The organism is Streptomyces sp. NPDC079141 (genome assembly GCF_040686775.1).
In the GTDB taxonomy this organism is placed as follows: Bacteria; Actinomycetota; Actinomycetes; order Streptomycetales; family Streptomycetaceae; genus Streptomyces.
This window is the reverse complement of record NZ_JBFBLP010000022.1, coordinates 116,435-132,729: the sequence shown is the minus strand read 5'-3', so window position 1 is coordinate 132,729 and position 16,295 is coordinate 116,435. Positions and strand designations below refer to the sequence as shown.

Here is a 16,295-nt window from a genome sequence, read left to right as displayed (position 1 = left end):
ACGAGCGACCACACTATCGGCTGGGCATGGCAGCGGCCCGCCGCCTGTGGATAACCCACCTGCGACGGGCCGTTCGATACGTCGGGGTCTGCGCCGTTCGTCTCAGACGGCGGCCTTCTTCAGCCGGCGGCGTTCGCGCTCGGACAGGCCGCCCCAGATGCCGAAGCGTTCGTCGTTGGCGAGGGCGTACTCAAGGCACTCGGAGCGGACCTCACAGGCGAGGCAGACCTTCTTGGCCTCGCGGGTGGAGCCGCCCTTCTCGGGGAAGAAGGACTCGGGGTCGGTCTGGGCGCACAGCGCGCGCTCCTGCCAGCCGAGTTCCTCGTCCGCGTCGTCGACCAGCAGTTGCTGCACCAGCTCGGTCATGTGCGCCCCTCGTCTGTCTTTCGCGTCCCCGTGATGTAGCCGTTACCGATTTCGGCTGAACGACACGAGTGAAATTACAAGTGTGCTGCTCCGGGCGAGTCAAGCCGAGATCTGCTATTGGGCCCCTTATTCACTCTGCGGAACCAAGGCCTAGCGGAAAGTGTTCAAATCGGCATAAACCTTGACATGCAGACGAGGCCCGCGCGGGCCTCCGACCCCACACAGAGCCTGTACGGAGAAGGACGCCCAGGAGTTCGATCTCGTTCCGACACGCACGCCGGAGCGAACCGGATCACAGTCGGATCACGGGATCGCAACGAGGCTTGTGCGCCCGGTTGTGCGCCATGTGTCCCGGGTGGCACCTGAACAAACCTTTCGCCAGCCAGGTGAACCGGATGAGGTGAAACATGTCCCACATATCGGGCGTCGAGTTGACAGTGGAGGTGTGAACCGCTGTCCTTGTGGGCATGCTCGCGAACTTGGCACTCACCTCGACCCGCACCGCCGGGTCCCTCGGTGCTGCCCACGCTCGCCGTAGCTGTTGTTGCTGTCCCAGCTGTTGAGCCGAACGCGCTCCGGCTGCCTCTGAGTCCACCGAGACTCGGCTGCTTGTTCCCCACGCCCGCACCTGGGCATCTCTGTCGCCCGTGATCCGGGCCGACGGTCCGTGACACCCAGCCACCCCCCGCAACTCTCCGCCGAGGAACCACCGCACCCATGAACAGCGACAGCGACCTCCAGATCGCAGGCGACATCCTCGAAGTCCAGCACCTGCTCCAGGCACCGCGCGAGCACCCGGCCACCGTCGCCGAGTTCGTCGGCCTGGCCCGCTCCATCGCCGCCGACCGCTCCCAGTGGGAGCACCTCGTCCAGTACGACGCCACCACCCGCTGGTACCACCGGCTGCGCACCGGCCCCGGCTACGAGGTCTGGCTGCTGTCCTGGGTGCCCGGCCAGGGCAGCGGACTGCACGACCACGGCGCCTCGTCCGGCGTGCTGACCGTCCTGGACGGCACCCTGACCGAGCACACCCCGCGCGGCACGCGCGCGTTGGCGGCGGGCGCCCAGCGGGTGTTCGCGCCGGGGTACGTGCACGAGGTCGTCAACGACACGCTGGAGCCGGCGGTCAGCCTGCACGTCTACTACCCGGGCCTGACGGAGATGCCCATGCACACGGCCGCGCAGTGCGAAGCGCGTCCCGTGACCGCCTGACGCGTTGTCGTACCCGCCTGCCAGACTTGGCCCATGCGCATTGTGGTTCTGGCAGGCGGCATCGGTGGTGCCCGGTTCCTGCGTGGTCTGAAGCAGGCCGCGCCGGACGCGGACGTCACGGTCATCGGCAACACCGGCGACGACATTCACCTCTTCGGGCTGAAGGTCTGCCCGGACCTCGACACGGTGATGTACACGCTCGGCGGCGGCATCAACGAGGAGCAGGGCTGGGGGCGGGCCGAGGAGACCTTCCATCTCAAGGAGGAGCTCGCGGCGTACGGCGTCGGGCCCGGGTGGTTCGGGCTGGGCGACCGGGACTTCGCCACGCACATCGTGCGGACCCAGATGATCAGCGCCGGCTACCCGCTGAGCGCGGTCACGGAGGCGCTGTGCGACCGGTGGAAGCCGGGCGTACGACTGATCCCGATGACCGACGACCGGGTCGAGACGCATGTCGCCGTCGAGATCGACGGCGAGCGCAAGGCCATCCACTTCCAGGAGTACTGGGTACGGCTGCGGGCCTCCGTGCCGGCCGAGGCCGTCGTGCCCGTCGGCGCCGAGCAGGCCAAGCCGGCGCCGGGCGTCCTGGAGGCGATCGCCGAGGCGGACGTCGTCCTCTTCCCGCCCTCCAACCCCGTGGTGTCAGTCGGCACGATCCTCGCCGTGCCCGGCATCCGCGAGGCCATCGCCGATGCGGGGGTGCCCGTGGTGGGCCTGTCCCCCATCGTCGGGGACGCGCCCGTGCGCGGGATGGCCGACAAGGTGCTCGCGGCGGTCGGCGTGGAGTCCACGGCCGCCGCCGTCGCCGAGCACTACGGCTCGGGCCTGCTCGACGGCTGGCTCGTCGACACCGTGGACGCCCCGTCCGTGGAGCGGATCGAGGCGGCCGGCATCCGGTGCCGGGCCGTGCCGCTGATGATGACCGACCTCGATGCGACGGCGCGGATGGCACGGGAGGCGCTGACGCTGGCGGAGGAGGTGCGGGGGGCTTGAGCGACGACACGTCTGCCGAGGGCTACCGGGTCTGGGCCGTGCCCGGGCTCCCCGAGGTGCAGCGGGGCGACGACCTCGCCAAGCTGATCGCCGCCGCCGAGCCGGGGCTCGTCGACGGGGACGTCCTGCTGGTCACCTCCAAGATCGTGTCCAAGGCGGAGGGCCGGATCGTCGAGGCCGCCGACCGGGAGGCCGCGATCGACGCCGAGACCGTACGGGTGGTGGCCCGGCGCGGGACGCTGCGGATCGTGGAGAACCGGCAGGGGCTGGTCATGGCCGCCGCCGGGGTCGACGCCTCCAACACCCCTTCGGGGACCGTGCTGTTGCTGCCCGAGGACCCGGACGCCTCCGCGCGCGCGATCCGCGACGGGCTGCGGGACGCGCTCGGCGTCAAGGTGGGCGTCGTGGTGACCGACACCTTCGGGCGGCCGTGGCGCTCAGGGCTCACGGACGTGGCGATCGGCGCCGCCGGTGTGCGCGTGCTCGACGATCTGCGCGGGGGCACGGACGCGTACGGCAATCCGCTCAGCGCGACCGTCGTCGCCACCGCTGACGAACTGGCCGCGGCCGGTGACCTGGTGAAGGGCAAGGCCGCCGGGCTGCCCGTAGCCGTCGTGCGCGGGCTGCCGCATGTGGTGGCCGAGGACGACGGCGAGGGGGCCCGGGCCATGGTCCGCGGCGGGCCTGACGACATGTTCCGGCTGGGGACCTCGGAGGCGGTACGGCTGGCGGTCACCCAGCGCCGTACCGTACGGGCCTTCACCGACGAGCCCGTCGACGCCGGGGCGGTGCGGCGGGCGGTGGCCGCGGCCGTGACGGCCCCGGCGCCGCACCACACGACGCCGTGGCGGTTCGTGCTGCTGGAGTCCGAGGAGGCGCGGGTCCGGCTGCTGGACGCGATGCGGGACGCGTGGATCGCGGATCTGCGACGGGACGGGAAGTCGGAGGAGTCGATCGCCAAGCGGGTGCGGCGCGGCGATGTGCTGCGCAACGCGCCGTATCTGGTGGTGCCGTGCCTCGTCATGGACGGGTCGCACACGTACGGGGATCCGCGGCGGGACGGGGCCGAGCGGGAGATGTTCGTGGTGGCCGCCGGGGCCGGCGTACAGAACTTCCTGGTGGCGCTTGCCGGGGAGCGGCTGGGGTCGGCGTGGGTGTCGTCGACGATGTTCTGCCGGGATGTCGTGCGGGAGGTGCTGGGGCTGCCGGAGGACTGGGATCCGATGGGGGCCGTGGCGGTCGGGCATCCGGCAGAGGAGCCGCGGGCGCGGGCGGAGCGGGATGCGGGGGCTTTCATCGAGGTGCGGTGATGTGCGGCGGGTTCCGCCTACCCTCGTAGAGCTCCTTCCGTCTCTCCAGGACCTCGCTAGGACCTCATTCGTGGCTGGACGTTTTGCTCCGCGGCCCACGCGTACGACTGTGCGCGGGGGGCATGTCGGGGTGCCCGCGGGGGCCTCCGGCGGGGCGCGCGGTGGGGTGGCGCCGTCGGCGTCCGTGGGGGCGGGGCGGGTGCGGATGTTCGTGCCGGACGGGGCGCTGGATCTCGGGCTGGTGCTGGGGCCGCTGCGGCGGGGGCCCGGGGATCCGACCTTCCGGGCGATGCCGGACGGGTCCGTGTGGCGGGCCAGCCGGACGCCCGTCGGGCCCGGGACGCTGCGTGTCGTCGCGCAGGGCGGGGCCGTGCGCGGGGAGGCGTGGGGTCCGGGGGCGGAGTGGCTGTTGGAGCAGTTGCCCGAGTTGCTGGGGGCCGCGGACGATCCGTCCGTCTTCGCGCCGCGGCATCGGGTGGTGGCGCAGGCGCGGCATCGGCGGCCGGGGCTGCGGCTGACGCGGACCGGGCTGGTGCTGGAGTCGTTGATTCCGTCGATTCTGGAGCAGAAGGTCACGACCGATGAGGCGTATCGGGCGTGGCGGTTGCTGGTGCGGAAGTTCGGGGAGGCGGCGCCGGGGCCCGTGGCCGGGCGGATGTGGGTGATGCCGGATGCGCGGACGTGGGCGCTGATTCCGTCGTGGGAGTGGCATCGGGCCGGGGTCGACAACAAGCGGGCGTCGACGATTCTGCGGGCTGTGCGGGTCGCTTCGCGGATGGAGGAGGCGGTGGGGATGTCTCCTGCGGAGGCGCAGGCTCGGTTGGAGGTTGTGGCGGGGGTGGGGCCGTGGACGTCGGCGGAGGTTGTGCAGCGGAGTCATGGGGCGGCGGATGCGGTGACCGTGGGGGATCTGCATCTGCCGGGGATTGTGGGGTGGGCGCTTGCGGGGGATCGGGATGCGGATGACTCCGTGATGCTGTCGTTGTTGGAGCCGTATGCCGGGCAGCGGCATCGGGCGGCTCGGTTGATTCTGCTGAGCGGGCGGGTGCCGGGGCGGCGGGCGCCGCGGATGCCGCGGGGGGATATCGGGCGGTTGTGACGGGGGGTGGGTGGCGGGGTGTTTTTCGCCCCCGCCGCCCCTACCCGTCCCGTCCTCCAGGGGCTGCCGCCCCTTCGACCCCGCCCAGGGGGCTCCGCCCCCTGAACCCCCGCGGGGCTCCGCCCCTGCACCCCACCAGGGGCACCGTCCCCGGAAACCCTCGGGGGCTCCGCCCCCCTGAACCCCCGCGGGGCTCCGCCCCTGCACCCCACCAGGGGCACCGCCCCTGGACCCCGTCGGCCTGAACGGCCTCGTCCTCAAACGCCGGACGGGCTGGATGATGCGCACCGGCGCTGGGAGATGTGCCCGCCCTGGGGCCACGCCCCCTGCGGGGGCTTGGGATGGTTGCGGGCTCGGCCTCGAACGCCGGACGGGGCTGTGTCTGGCTGTGGCTGTCTACTGGTCCGAGGAGAAGCGCAATGCTCTCGCTGGGATTTGGGCGTCGCACCACACCCTTGCGCCGTCTTTGAGTTCGTTGTCGGGGCCGATTACGGCGCCGTCGCCGATGACTGTGCCGGTGAGGATGGAGCGTTCGCCTACTCGGGCTCGGGTGCCGATGAGGGAGTCGGTGATGACGGCGCCGGGTTCGATGACCGCGCCGGGGAGGATGGTGGAGCCGAAGACTCGGGCGCCCTCGGCTACGAAGGCGCCCTCGCCGACGACCGTGCCGCCGGTGAGTTTGGCGTCCGGGGCGACCCTGGCCGTGGGGAGGATCAGGCGGTCGCCGCAGCGGCCGGGGACCGCGGGGGACGGGGCCCGGCCGAGGACGAGGTCCGCCGAGCCGCGGACGAAGGCCGCGGGGGTGCCCAGGTCGAGCCAGTACGTGGAGTCGACCATGCCCTGGAGGTGGGCCCCGGCCGAGAGGAGGTCGGGGAAGGTCTCGCGTTCGACCGAGACCGGGCGGCCCGCCGGGATGGTGTCGATGACCGAGCGGCGGAAGACGTACGCGCCGGCGTTGATCTGGTCGGTGACGATCTCTTCAGGGGTCTGCGGCTTCTCCAGGAAGGCGGTGACCCTGCCGGTCTCGTCGGTGGGGACCAGGCCGTACGCCCTCGGGTCGGTCACCTTCGTCAGGTGCAGGGAGACGTCCGCGGCGGTGCGCTCGTGGGTGTCGACCAGGGCCCGGATGTCCAGGCCCGTCAGGATGTCGCCGTTGAAGATCAGGACGGGGTCGTCGGGGCCCGCGTGCAGGCGGGAGGCGACGTTGCGGAGGGCGCCGCCGGTGCCGAGCGGCTCCTTCTCCGTGACGTACTCCAGGTGCAGTCCGAGCGCCGAACCGTCGCCGAAGTACGGCTCGAAGACCTCCGCCAGATAGGACGTCGCCAGGACGATGTGGTCGACGCCCGCCGCTCTCGCTCTCGCGAGCTGGTGGGTGAGGAAGGGGACCCCGGCCGCCCGGACCATGGGCTTGGGCGTGTGCACGGTGAGCGGTCGCAGCCGCGTGCCCTTGCCGCCGACCAGGAGGATCGCTTCTGTCACCTGTCGTCTCCGCTTCCTGCCGGGACCGGCCGAACTGTCTTTCGGCGGGCCAGTGTATGCAGACCGTTTTTGCAGACCGTTGTGCGGTGCCTTCGACGGCAGTGCGGGTGTGTTCAGTTCCTCCGGTGTTCCGCCCTGTGCCCCCGATGGCGGTGAATGTGGTCTGTGCGGCCCTCGGCGCCTCCCCGGGTCAGCGGCCCTGGTAGCGGGCCGCCGTCGAGCGGGCGGTGCCGAGCTTGCCGTAGAGCTGTCGGCCCGGGCACTCCGTGGCGAAGCCGTCCCGATGGCCTGAGATCACATTCAGTCGTACGTTCCTACCTTTTCGGTAGAGATTGCCACCTCCGGACTTCAGGTATGTCTTTCCGCGCGGATTGGCGCCGAAGAGACCGAGCTTCCAGGCCGTGAGCCGCGAGACGGCCTTCACGGCGGCGCCGGACGGCTTGGTCCAGCCGTAGCTGCCGAGGAGGGCGATCCCCATGCTGTGGGTGTTGAAACCGAGGGTGTGGGCACCGAGGACCGGCTTCGCCACGCCCCCGGCCCGGCCCTCGTAGATGTTTCCGCACTTGTCGACGAGGAAGTTGTAGCCGATGTCGCGCCAGCCCATGCTCATGACGTGGTAGCGGTAGATACCGCGGATGACGGAGGGTGCCTGCGCGCACTTGTACCCGTTGCCGGACGCCGTGTGGTGCACGAAGGCCGCCTTCACCTTCTTCGTGTAGACGAACTTCTTCTCGCGCCATGTCTCGTTGGCGCCCCAGCCGCGGCGCGTGACGATGCGCGGGCGCGGGCCGATGTACGGCTTCGCCCGCTGTTCCGCGGTCAGTTCGTCGGCGCGCAGCGCGAGCAGTTCCTTGCGGGTCTGCTCCTCGCCCAGTTCGGGGATCTCCAGGGCGCCCAGCGGGGCGAGTTCGGCGTTGGCGGCGGAGGCGGCGGCTGCCTCGGCGGTCAGGGCGGTGCCGGCGGGTGTGTCGACGCGGGTGCCGCGGGTCAGCGGCGCCGGGCGCTGTGCGGGCTCCGCCTCGCCGGGGTCGACGAGTTCGAGGCGCAGGCCTGTGGGGAGTACGGCGGTCGGCGGCACCGTGCGGGTGCCGCGGCCCGTTTCCTCTACGTGGTGGTGGGCGGCGTCCGCCGAGCGGACCCGTACCTCCACGCCGTCCGAGTCGCCCACCCACAGCGGGGTCGTGGAGCCGCGTACGCGGGAGGAGTTGCGCTCGGTGGTGTCCGGGTCGGCGGCGTGCTCGCCGTTGTGCGTCTCGATGTCCTGCCAGCCGGACCAGGTGCCCGTGTCGACCGCGCGGGTGCGGACCTGGACGGTGCCGTGCAGTTCGGTGTCCGGGTCGTCCCAGATGACGCCGACGAGGGAGAAACGGTGCACGTCACTGCGGGGCAGGCCCTGGTCGGGGGGGTCGGTGGGATCGGTGGGTTCGGCGGGGGTGGTGGAGCCGCGGGAGCGGGTGCCGGGGAGGGGGGCCAGGGGGAGGGACTGGGTGTTGCCTGCGAGGTCCGGCTCGGTGTGGGGTGCGGTGTGCGGTGTGGTGTTTGGTGCGGTGTGCGGTTCGGTGGTGCGTCCGGCGGTCGTGGCCGCTTCCGCCGTCGGCGCCGGTCTCGTGGTCGCCGCGGCAGGGGGTGGGGTCAGGGGGAGGGCGAGGGCGGCCGCGCATGTGACGCCGATCGAGGAAGCAAGGAATCCACGCATGTTCCTGATGTTGGACATAGTCATACATATCTGTCCATTGGGGAACTGACGGGGTGTCGGGCGGGGTTCCTCCGAACCGGTGGCGCCCGGGGGCGGTGGGCGAAGGGGTGCGCGCGTACGCTAACGCGGGTGAACGCCACTGATCGCACCCCTGCCGACCTGCTGCGTTCCGCGCTTGCCGCGGATCCCGGACGTCCCCTGGTGACCTTCTACGACGATGCCACCGGGGAGCGTGTCGAATTGTCCGTGGCCACCTTCGCCAATTGGGTGGCCAAGACCGCGAACCTGCTCCAGGACGATCTCGGGGCCGGGCCCGGGGATCGGGTGGCGCTGCTGCTGCCCGCGCACTGGCAGACGGCGGTGTGGCTGCTGGCGTGTTCGTCGGTGGGGGTCGTCGCGGATGTGGCGGGGGACGCGGGGGCGGCCGATGTGGTGGTGAGTGGGCCGGACACGTTGGATGCGGCGCGGGCGTGTGGTGGGGAGCGGGTTGCGCTTGCGTTGCGGCCGTTGGGTGGGCGGTTTCCGCAGCCGCCGGACGGGTTTGTGGACTATGCCGTCGAGGTGCCGAGTCAGGGGGACCGGTTCGCGGCGTACGCGCCGGTGGATCCTGACGGGGTCGCGTTGATTGTGGCCGGGCGGTCGTTCAGTGGGGCCGAGGTGGTTGAGCGGGCGCGGGAGGAGGCTGTGGGGCTGGGGCTTACCGGGCCTGGGGCGCGGATTCTTTCCGGGTTGGGGTTCGATACGTGGGAGGGGCTGAGCGCCGGGTTGTACGCGGCGTTGGCGACCGGGGGGTCTGTGGTGCTGTGCCGGCACCTTGAGGTGTTGGGCGAGGAGGCGTTGGCCAAGCGGATTGAGAGTGAGCGGGTTACGGCTACCGCGCGGTGACCCTCCGGGGGCGCCGGGTTGTTTTTCCTCGCCCCCGCCGCCCCTACCCGTCCCGTCCTCCAGGGGCTCCGCCCCTTCGACCCCGCCAGGGGCTCCGCCCCTGGACCCCATCGGCCTGAACGGCCTCGTCCTCAAACGCCGGACGGGCTGGAAGTAGCGGCCGACGCCCAGACGTGCCCGGCCCGGGGCTGCGCCCCTGGCGGGTGGGTGGGGGCTTGGGATGGTTGCGGGTTCGGCCTCGAACGCCGGGCGGGCTGGGAATACCGACCAGCGCCGAGAAGTCCCCCGACAAACGCCTCCCCTCCCCCATTCAGCCCACCACCACCCACCCCCCACCGCCCATCCGCGTCATCGTCGTAAGGGAGACATTGGCCCGTACGCCATGAGGGGTGGACTCAGACGTGAGCGACACCGCAGGTGGGGCGGTTGCCAGTGGGGTGGGGCTGATACGGCGGCGTCGGCGGCGGTGGGTTCGGGGGGTGGGGATCGGGGTCGCCGTGGTGCTGGTGGGGGCTGCTGGGGCCGGGTGGGCCGTTTATGCGAAGTTGGATTCCAACATCACGCCCGATGACGCTGCCGCGGCCGAGCTTGCGCGGTATGAGGGGGAGCGGCCGACTTCGCTCGTGAAGGGGGCGCAGAACATTCTGCTGATCGGGTCGGACTCGCGGTCCGGGGACGGGAACCGGCGGTACGGGCGGGATTCCGGGACCGAGCGGTCCGACACCACGATTCTTCTGCATCTGGCGGCGGGGCGGCGCAGCGCCACCGCTGTTTCGCTGCCCCGGGATCTGATGGTGGACGTGCCGGGGTGTCTGCGGCCGGACGGCAGTCGGACCGAGCCGATGTTCGCGATGTTCAACTACGCGTTCCAGATGGGGGGTTCGGCCTGCACGATTCGAACCGTCGAGAGGCTGACCGGCGTTCGGATCGATCACCACATGGTCGTCGACTTTCGTGGGTTCAAGGAGATGGTCGATGCCGTGGACGGGGTCGAGGTCTGTCTCGACAGACCCATCAATGACCGTGCCGCCAAGCTCAGGCTGCCCGCGGGACGCGTGAAGCTCAACGGGGAGCAGGCGCTCGGGTATGTGCGGGCCCGTAAGTCGATCGGCAACGGCAGTGACACCGACCGGATGGACCGCCAGCAGCGGTTCCTCGGCGCGCTCGTCAACAAGGTGCAGAGCAACGACGTACTGCTGAACCCGGTGAAGCTGTATCCCGTGCTGGATGCCGCGACGTCCTCGCTGACCACCGATCCGGATCTGGCCAGTCTGCGCGGTTTGTACGATCTCGTCCGCGGCCTGCGCGACATCCCCACCGAACGTGTGCAATTTCTTACCGTTCCTCGTGAGTCCTACGTCTACAACGCCAATCGCGACCAGCTCGTGGAGCCGGAGGCGGAGAAACTGTTCGAACGGCTGCGGACCGACGCGCCGGTGGAAGTCACCGAGGAGGTTCCACGGGATTCCACCGCAAAGGGGCATGGGGATTCATACGGAGGTTCGAGGGGGGAAAGCGATATGGAGTCGGGCGGCTACTCCGCGTACGGCGGCAAAGTCGGGTCCGACTCCTCCCCCGCGCCCACATTCCGCGGGAACACCGCCGCCGAGGACTCCTGCGGGTAAAGCACACGCCAAGCGCACACCAAGGCGACGGACAGCGCTTCCAGGAAATGGGGCGGATTGACCTGTTGTAGGGACGTGGAATTTGTCACCGCCGTCGCCCGACGCTGAACTGGGCGGATAGTGTGAGCGACCCGGTGCACCCGGACCATGAGGTTCCGCCCAGGGACGTCGTGGGTCGCGCACTGTTTGACCGAGACCCGAGCGCCTTGGAGGGGGAAGGCGCCGCGTGGCCCCGACGGAGGATCGGACAACCGTGGACTCGCAAGGCCGTGGGCGGGCGGACAACATCGACCCCGCAGACCAGTGGGTACTCAATCCGAACACCGGCGAATACGAACTGCGACTGACTCCATCCGCAGCGCAGTCGGCCGTTCCTAGCCCTCGTAGAGCCGCCTCCCGGGCCGCCGCCGCGCGAGCGCCTCGGGCCCGTACGGCCGCGCCGGGGCGGGAGACGCGTGAGGTGCCCGGCCGTGAGGTCCCCCCGCCGCGCAGGCGGCGCGGCGCGCCCGAGGAGCCGCCGCCGGGGCGGCGCGGGCACCGGCCCGCGAAGAAGAAGTCGAAGGCCAAGAAGTTCCTGCTGTGGACGGGCGGGAGCATGGCGTTCCTGCTGATCGCCACCGCGGGGGCCGGGTATCTCTACCTGCAGCACCTCAACGACAACATCGACTCCATCCCCGAGGACGGCGCGAGCACCGGTGGCTTCAAGAAGGACGAGGCCATCAACATCCTGATCATCGGCACCGACAAGCGCACCGGCTCGGGCAACGAGGGCTACGGCGACGCCGGCAGCGTGGGGCACGCGGACACCACGATCCTGCTGCACGTCTCCAAGGACCGGTCGAACGCCACCGCGCTGAGCATCCCGCGCGACCTCGTCGTAGACATTCCGGACTGTCCCACGACGCAGGACGACGGTTCGAAGAAGACGATTGCGGGGTCGAGCGGCGTCCGCTTCAACACCAGCCTCGGCCAGGACGGCCGTACCCCCAGCTGCACCATGCGGACCGTGACCGAGCTGACCGGGATCACCCCGGACAACTTCATGGTCGCCGACTTCAACGCGGTCAAGACACTGACCAGCGCGGTCGGCGGGGTCGAGGTGTGTCTGGCCAAGGACATCGACGACCCGGACTCGCATCTGAAGCTGTCCAAGGGCACGCACACCATCGAGGGCGAGCAGGCGCTGGCGTTCCTGCGCACCCGGCACTCGGTGGGCTTCGGCGGTGACCTGAGCCGGATCGAGCTCCAGCAGCAGTTCCTCAGTTCGCTGATGCGCAAGCTGAAGTCGAACGACACCCTGACCAGCCCGTCGAAGATGATAAAGCTGGCGGAGGCGGGCACGAAGGCGCTCACCGTCGACTCCCAGCTCGACAGCATCGGCAAGCTGAAGGACCTGGGTCTGGAGCTGGGCAAGCTCAACACCAAGAACCTGACGTTCACCACGGTGCCGGTGATCGACAACCCGGCCGAGACGGTGAAGTCGACGGTCGTCGTCAACGAGACCTCGGCTCCCGAGGTCTTCGACATGATCAAGAACGATGTCTCGTTCACCGAGGTCAAGGCGCAGCAGAAGAAGGAGAAGGCCGCCATCGCCGCCCGCCTGAAGGGCACCAAGTCCGATGCCTCCGAGGTGCGCGTGCGCATCCTCAACGGCGGCGCGGAGGCCGGCAGCGCCCAGGAGACGCTCAACTGGCTCCAGACGGAGGAAGGCGTCACCAAGTCCGAGAACGCGGGCAACGCGGACGCCGCGCAGGCGAAGACGACCCTGGAGTACGACCCGGACCAGGCGGACCAGGCGCGCCGGCTGGCGGCCATTCTGGGTCTTTCCGGGTCCGCGATGAAGCCGGGCGAGAGCGTGACCAACTCCCAGGGCCTGCCCACGATGACGCTGACCCTCGGCAAGGACTTCAAGGGTGCCGGGGTGTCGCTGACCGGTTCCTCGGGGAAGACTCCGGAAGGGGTTCAGAAGTCCACCGCGGACAAGGTCGAGTGCGCCCAGTGATGCGAGCCGGGCGCGCCAAGTGACCTGACGGGACCGGTCAGTTCAAGGAATTGCCACGAATTGACCGGTTGTAGGCGTGCCCGATTCGGTTGTACGGACGTGGAATTCCTCACCGACGTCGCTCGACGGGGAAGTGTGCGGATAGTGTGAGCGATCCGGTGCATCGGGCCGCGCGGCGAATCCACGCGGCGCTTCCCGACGGAGGATTCGGACAACGGTGGACGCGCAAGGCCGTGGGCGGGCGGACAACATCGACCCCGCAGACCAGTGGGTACTCAATCCGGACACCGGCGAATACGAACTGCGACTGCCCCATTCCGCACCGCAGTCGCCCCCGGTTCCCAGCCCGCGCCGCATGGGCCCGCCCCGCGGCCGTACGGCTGCTCCCGGCCGTGAGGTCCCGGCGCCGCGCAGACGCCGGGCCGTGCCCGAGGAGCCGCCGCCGGGGCGGCGCGGGCGACGGCCCGGGAAGCCGAAGTCGAAGGCGAAGAAGGCCCTGTTGTGGACCGGCGGCACGATGGCTTTCGTACTCGTCGCGGCGGCCACCGGCGCCTACCTCTACGTCAGGCACCTGGAGGGCAACGTCGACACGATCGACGTGGGCGACGCGGGCGCCAGCAGCTTCCGCAAGGACGAGGCCTTCAACATCCTCATCATCGGCACCGACAAGCGCACCGGTGAGGGCAACGAGAGCTACGGCGACACCGGCAGCGTCGGCCACGCGGACACCACGATCCTGCTGCACGTCGCCAAGGACCGCTCCAACGCCACCGCGCTCTCCATCCCGCGCGACCTGATCGTCGACATCCCGGAGTGCACGGTCAAGCAGGAGGACGGCACCGAGAAGGTCATCCCGGGCAAGACCGGCGACAAGTTCAACAACAGCCTCGGCCAGAACGGCCGTAACCCGGGCTGCACCATGGAGACGGTCAAGGCGTTCAGCGGGATCCAGGTCGACCACTTCGTGATGGCCGACTTCAACGCCGTGAAGACCCTCACCTCCGCCGTCGACGGTGTGAAGGTGTGCCTGACGCGCGCCATCGACGACGACGACTCCAAACTCCAGCTGCCCAAGGGCGAGTCGACGATCCAGGGCGAGAAGGCGCTCGCCTTCCTCCGCACCCGCAAGAGCTTCGGCAACAGCGGCGACCTGGACCGGATCAAGGCGCAGCAGCAGTTCCTGGGCTCGCTGATGCGCAAGATCTCCTCCAGCGACACGCTCACCAGCCCCAGGAAGCTGATAAAGCTGGCCGAGGCCGCCACCGACGCGCTGACCGTGGACAAGGCCATAGGCAAGGCGAGCACGCTCAAGGACCTCGCCCTGGAGCTGAAGAAGGTCCCGACGAAGAACATCACCTTCGCCACGGTCCCGGTGGTCGACAACCCGGCCGAGACGGTGAAGGTGACCGTCGTCCTGAAGAAGGAGACGGCCCCCCAGGTCTTCAGCATGATCAAGAACGATGTGTCGTTCACCGAGGTCAAGGCGCAGCAGAAGAAGGAGAAGGCCGCCGTCGCCGCCCGTCTGAAGGGCCCCAAGGCCGACGCCTCCGAGGTGCGGGTGCGCGTCCTCAACGGCGGCGCGCAGGACGGCAGCGCGCAGGACCAGCTCAACTGGCTGCAGCTGACGGCGGGCGTCACCAAGTCCGAGAACGCCGGCAACGCGGACGCCACGCAGGCGAAGACGACCCTGGAGTACGCTCCCGACCAGGCCGATCAGGCACGCAGGCTCGCGGAGATCATGGGGTTGTCGGGGTCCGCGATGAAGCCGGGCGAGAGCGTGATCAACGCCCAGGGACTGCCGACGATGACGCTGGTCCTGGGCAAGGACTTCAAGGGGGCGGGCGTGAAGCTCGACTCCGCGTCGGCGGAGACGCCGGACGTTCCGAAGTCCACGGCCGACAAGGTGGAGTGCTCCGGCTGAGTGTGTGACGCGTCCTGACGGGCCTGTCGTGCGTCTGACAGTACGTGCGGCGGGCCTGTTCCATGGCGTGCGGGGCAAGGGTGGGGAGGGGCAGAAGAAGTGACGCAGAGCAGTGTGCGGGAGGCCGAACCGGCCGCCGAGGGGGGCGGTGCGGGGACGGTCGACGGCAGGGAGGGCCACGGCGGGCACCGCAGAGGCGGGGCGCGGCGCGGTCGCCGGGCGTTGAGATGGACCGCTTCGGTCCTCGCGGTGCTGATAGTGGGCACGGCCGGCGCCGGTTACCTCTACTACCGTCATCTGAACGGCAACATCAAGCACGACGACCTGAACCTGGGCGACAGCAAGGTCGCCGCGCCGACGCCGAACGCGGCCGGCCAGACCCCGATGAACATCCTGCTCATCGGCTCGGACGCGCGCGACACCGAGGAGAACCAGAAGCTCGGCGGCGCGAAGGAGACCTTCAACACGCCGCCGCGCGCGGACGTGCAGATGCTGCTGCACCTGTCGGCCGACCGCTCCAACATGTCCGTCATCACCATGCCGCGCGACACCCTCGTCCAGATCCCCAAGTGCACCGACCCGGACGACGACGAGGCGTTCCCGGCGAGCAACGGGCGGGTGACGACGAACCTGAGCCTGCGCAACGGCGGCCCGGGCTGCACGGTGGCCACCTGGCAGGAGCTCACCGGCGTCCACATCGACCACTTCATCATGGTCGACTTCACGGGCGTGGTGTCGATGGCGGACGCCATCGGCGGCGTCCCGGTGTGCGTGGACGCCAACATCAAGTCGCGCGACAGCGAGGGCCACGGCTCCGGCCTGAAGATGGAGGAGGGCACGCACCCGATCAAGGGCGAGCAGGCCCTGCAGTGGCTGCGCACCCGCTACGGCTTCGAGGACGGCAGCGACCTCGCCCGCGCCAAGGCCCAGCACATGTACATGAGCTCGATGGTCCGGCAGCTGCGCGAGAACGCCACGCTCGGCAACCCGCTGAAGCTGCGCAGGCTCGCCGAGGAGGCCACCGACGCGCTCACGGTCGACCCCGGTCTGGACGACGTCAAGAAGCTCTTCGACCTCAGCAACGAGCTGCGCAAGGTGAACCCGAAGCGCATCACGATGGCCACGATGCCCAACCGGTACGTGGGCGTGCACGTGGAGCCCACCGAGGACGCCGAGCAGCTCTTCCGGCTGGTGCGCGAGGACATCTCGCTGGACGGCAAGGACAAGAAGAAGAAGTCGACCGAGGAGAAGCTCTCGGACGACCCGGCGGCGCCCGACGGCGAGATCGCCGTACAGGTCCAGAACGGCACCAGCACCGATGCGCTGGGCGCGGCCCAGGGGCGCGCGACGACCGTGACCGGGCTGCTCCAGCAGGAGGGCTTCACCCAGGCGGCCGCCGACCAGTCCACGATCCTCAGCGAGGACCGGACGATCGTCCGGTACCCGAGCGCCGAGCTGGAGGGTGACGCCCAGCGGGTCGCCAAGGCCCTGGGCATTCCGCTGAGTTCGGTCAAGCGCTCCACGGCGGTCACCGGGGTGACGCTCGTCGTCGGCGCGGACTGGCGCGAGGGTACGGCGTACAAGGCGCCCAAGAAGAGCGACAAGACGCCCGGCAGCCTCAAGACGCTCAACGGCGCGGACGACACCGCCTGTATGCACGTGAACCCGGCCTTCACCTGGTAGCAGGCAGGCCGGGTTCCGCGGGTG

12 protein-coding genes are annotated in these 16,295 nt (G+C 70.0%); 9 read left to right on the top strand and 3 right to left on the bottom strand.

The features are described from left to right. Positions 1-102: 102 nt before the first annotated feature. The gene (locus AB0Q90_RS37995) at positions 103-366 is read right to left on the bottom strand and encodes a WhiB family transcriptional regulator (protein WP_003975777.1); all 264 of its coding nucleotides are present in this window, start codon (positions 364-366) and stop codon (positions 103-105) included. 717 nt (positions 367-1,083) lie between these two features. On the opposite strand from AB0Q90_RS37995, the gene AB0Q90_RS37990 reads away from it, so the two are divergent. The 4 genes from AB0Q90_RS37990 (at position 1,084) to AB0Q90_RS37975 (ending at position 4,980) form a co-directional block, all read left to right on the top strand. Then, positions 1,084-1,578 (top strand): cysteine dioxygenase family protein, encoded by a 495-nt coding sequence (locus AB0Q90_RS37990; RefSeq protein WP_363165960.1) that lies wholly within the window; start codon positions 1,084-1,086, stop codon positions 1,576-1,578. Positions 1,579-1,611: 33 nt separating this feature from the next. Beyond that, positions 1,612-2,571: a 2-phospho-L-lactate transferase gene (gene cofD, locus AB0Q90_RS37985; RefSeq protein WP_363165959.1), complete on the top strand. Its 960-nt coding sequence runs from the start codon at positions 1,612-1,614 to the stop codon at positions 2,569-2,571. After that, on the top strand, positions 2,568-3,881 hold the full coding sequence (locus AB0Q90_RS37980) for a coenzyme F420-0:L-glutamate ligase (RefSeq protein ID WP_363165958.1): 1,314 nt from the start codon (positions 2,568-2,570) through the stop codon (positions 3,879-3,881). The genes cofD and AB0Q90_RS37980 overlap by 4 nt, the downstream gene beginning before the upstream one ends. 70 nt (positions 3,882-3,951) lie before the next feature. Then, a complete protein-coding gene (locus tag AB0Q90_RS37975) occupies positions 3,952-4,980 on the top strand; it encodes a DNA-3-methyladenine glycosylase 2 family protein (RefSeq protein WP_363165957.1) in 1,029 nt (342 codons plus the stop codon). A gap of 396 nt (positions 4,981-5,376) precedes the next feature. Here AB0Q90_RS37975 and AB0Q90_RS37970 read toward each other — a convergent pair whose 3' ends face one another. Together AB0Q90_RS37970 and AB0Q90_RS37965 are read right to left on the bottom strand one after the other, a co-directional pair. Further along, positions 5,377-6,459, bottom strand: coding sequence for an NDP-sugar synthase (locus AB0Q90_RS37970; RefSeq protein WP_363164940.1), 1,083 nt, complete (start codon positions 6,457-6,459; stop codon positions 5,377-5,379). 190 nt (positions 6,460-6,649) lie between these two features. Then, entirely contained in the window at positions 6,650-8,155 is a 1,506-nt protein-coding gene (locus AB0Q90_RS37965) for an N-acetylmuramoyl-L-alanine amidase (RefSeq protein WP_363164939.1), read from the bottom strand. Positions 8,156-8,284: 129 nt separating this feature from the next. Here AB0Q90_RS37965 and AB0Q90_RS37960 point away from each other — a divergent pair, with 129 nt between their 5' ends. The 5 genes from AB0Q90_RS37960 to AB0Q90_RS37940 all read left to right on the top strand — a co-directional run bounded on the left by AB0Q90_RS37960 (position 8,285) and on the right by AB0Q90_RS37940 (position 16,271). After that, positions 8,285-9,040, top strand: a complete 756-nt coding sequence (locus AB0Q90_RS37960; RefSeq protein WP_363164938.1) for a TIGR03089 family protein — start codon at positions 8,285-8,287, stop codon at positions 9,038-9,040. Between the two features lie 479 nt (positions 9,041-9,519). Further along, positions 9,520-10,665 (top strand): LCP family protein, encoded by a 1,146-nt coding sequence (locus AB0Q90_RS37955; RefSeq protein ID WP_363164947.1) that lies wholly within the window; start codon positions 9,520-9,522, stop codon positions 10,663-10,665. Positions 10,666-10,918: 253 nt separating this feature from the next. Continuing rightward, positions 10,919-12,667: an LCP family protein gene (locus AB0Q90_RS37950; protein ID WP_363164937.1), complete on the top strand. Its 1,749-nt coding sequence runs from the start codon at positions 10,919-10,921 to the stop codon at positions 12,665-12,667. Positions 12,668-12,884: 217 nt separating this feature from the next. Next, entirely contained in the window at positions 12,885-14,588 is a 1,704-nt protein-coding gene (locus tag AB0Q90_RS37945; protein ID WP_363164936.1) for an LCP family protein, read from the top strand. Positions 14,589-14,687: 99 nt separating this feature from the next. Continuing rightward, on the top strand, positions 14,688-16,271 hold the full coding sequence (locus AB0Q90_RS37940) for an LCP family protein (RefSeq protein WP_363164935.1): 1,584 nt from the start codon (positions 14,688-14,690) through the stop codon (positions 16,269-16,271). Positions 16,272-16,295 lie beyond the last annotated feature (24 nt).

What these genes read in the sequence shown, in the direction of transcription:
- AB0Q90_RS37995 (WP_003975777.1), bottom strand. Translation starts at nt 366, where the DNA reads ATGACCGAGCTGGTGCAGCAACTGCTGGTCGACGACGCGGACGAGGAA.
- AB0Q90_RS37990 (WP_363165960.1), top strand. Translation starts at nt 1,084, where the DNA reads ATGAACAGCGACAGCGACCTCCAGATCGCAGGCGACATCCTCGAAGTC.
- cofD (WP_363165959.1), top strand. Translation starts at nt 1,612, where the DNA reads ATGCGCATTGTGGTTCTGGCAGGCGGCATCGGTGGTGCCCGGTTCCTG.
- AB0Q90_RS37965 (WP_363164939.1), bottom strand. Translation starts at nt 8,155, where the DNA reads ATGCGTGGATTCCTTGCTTCCTCGATCGGCGTCACATGCGCGGCCGCC.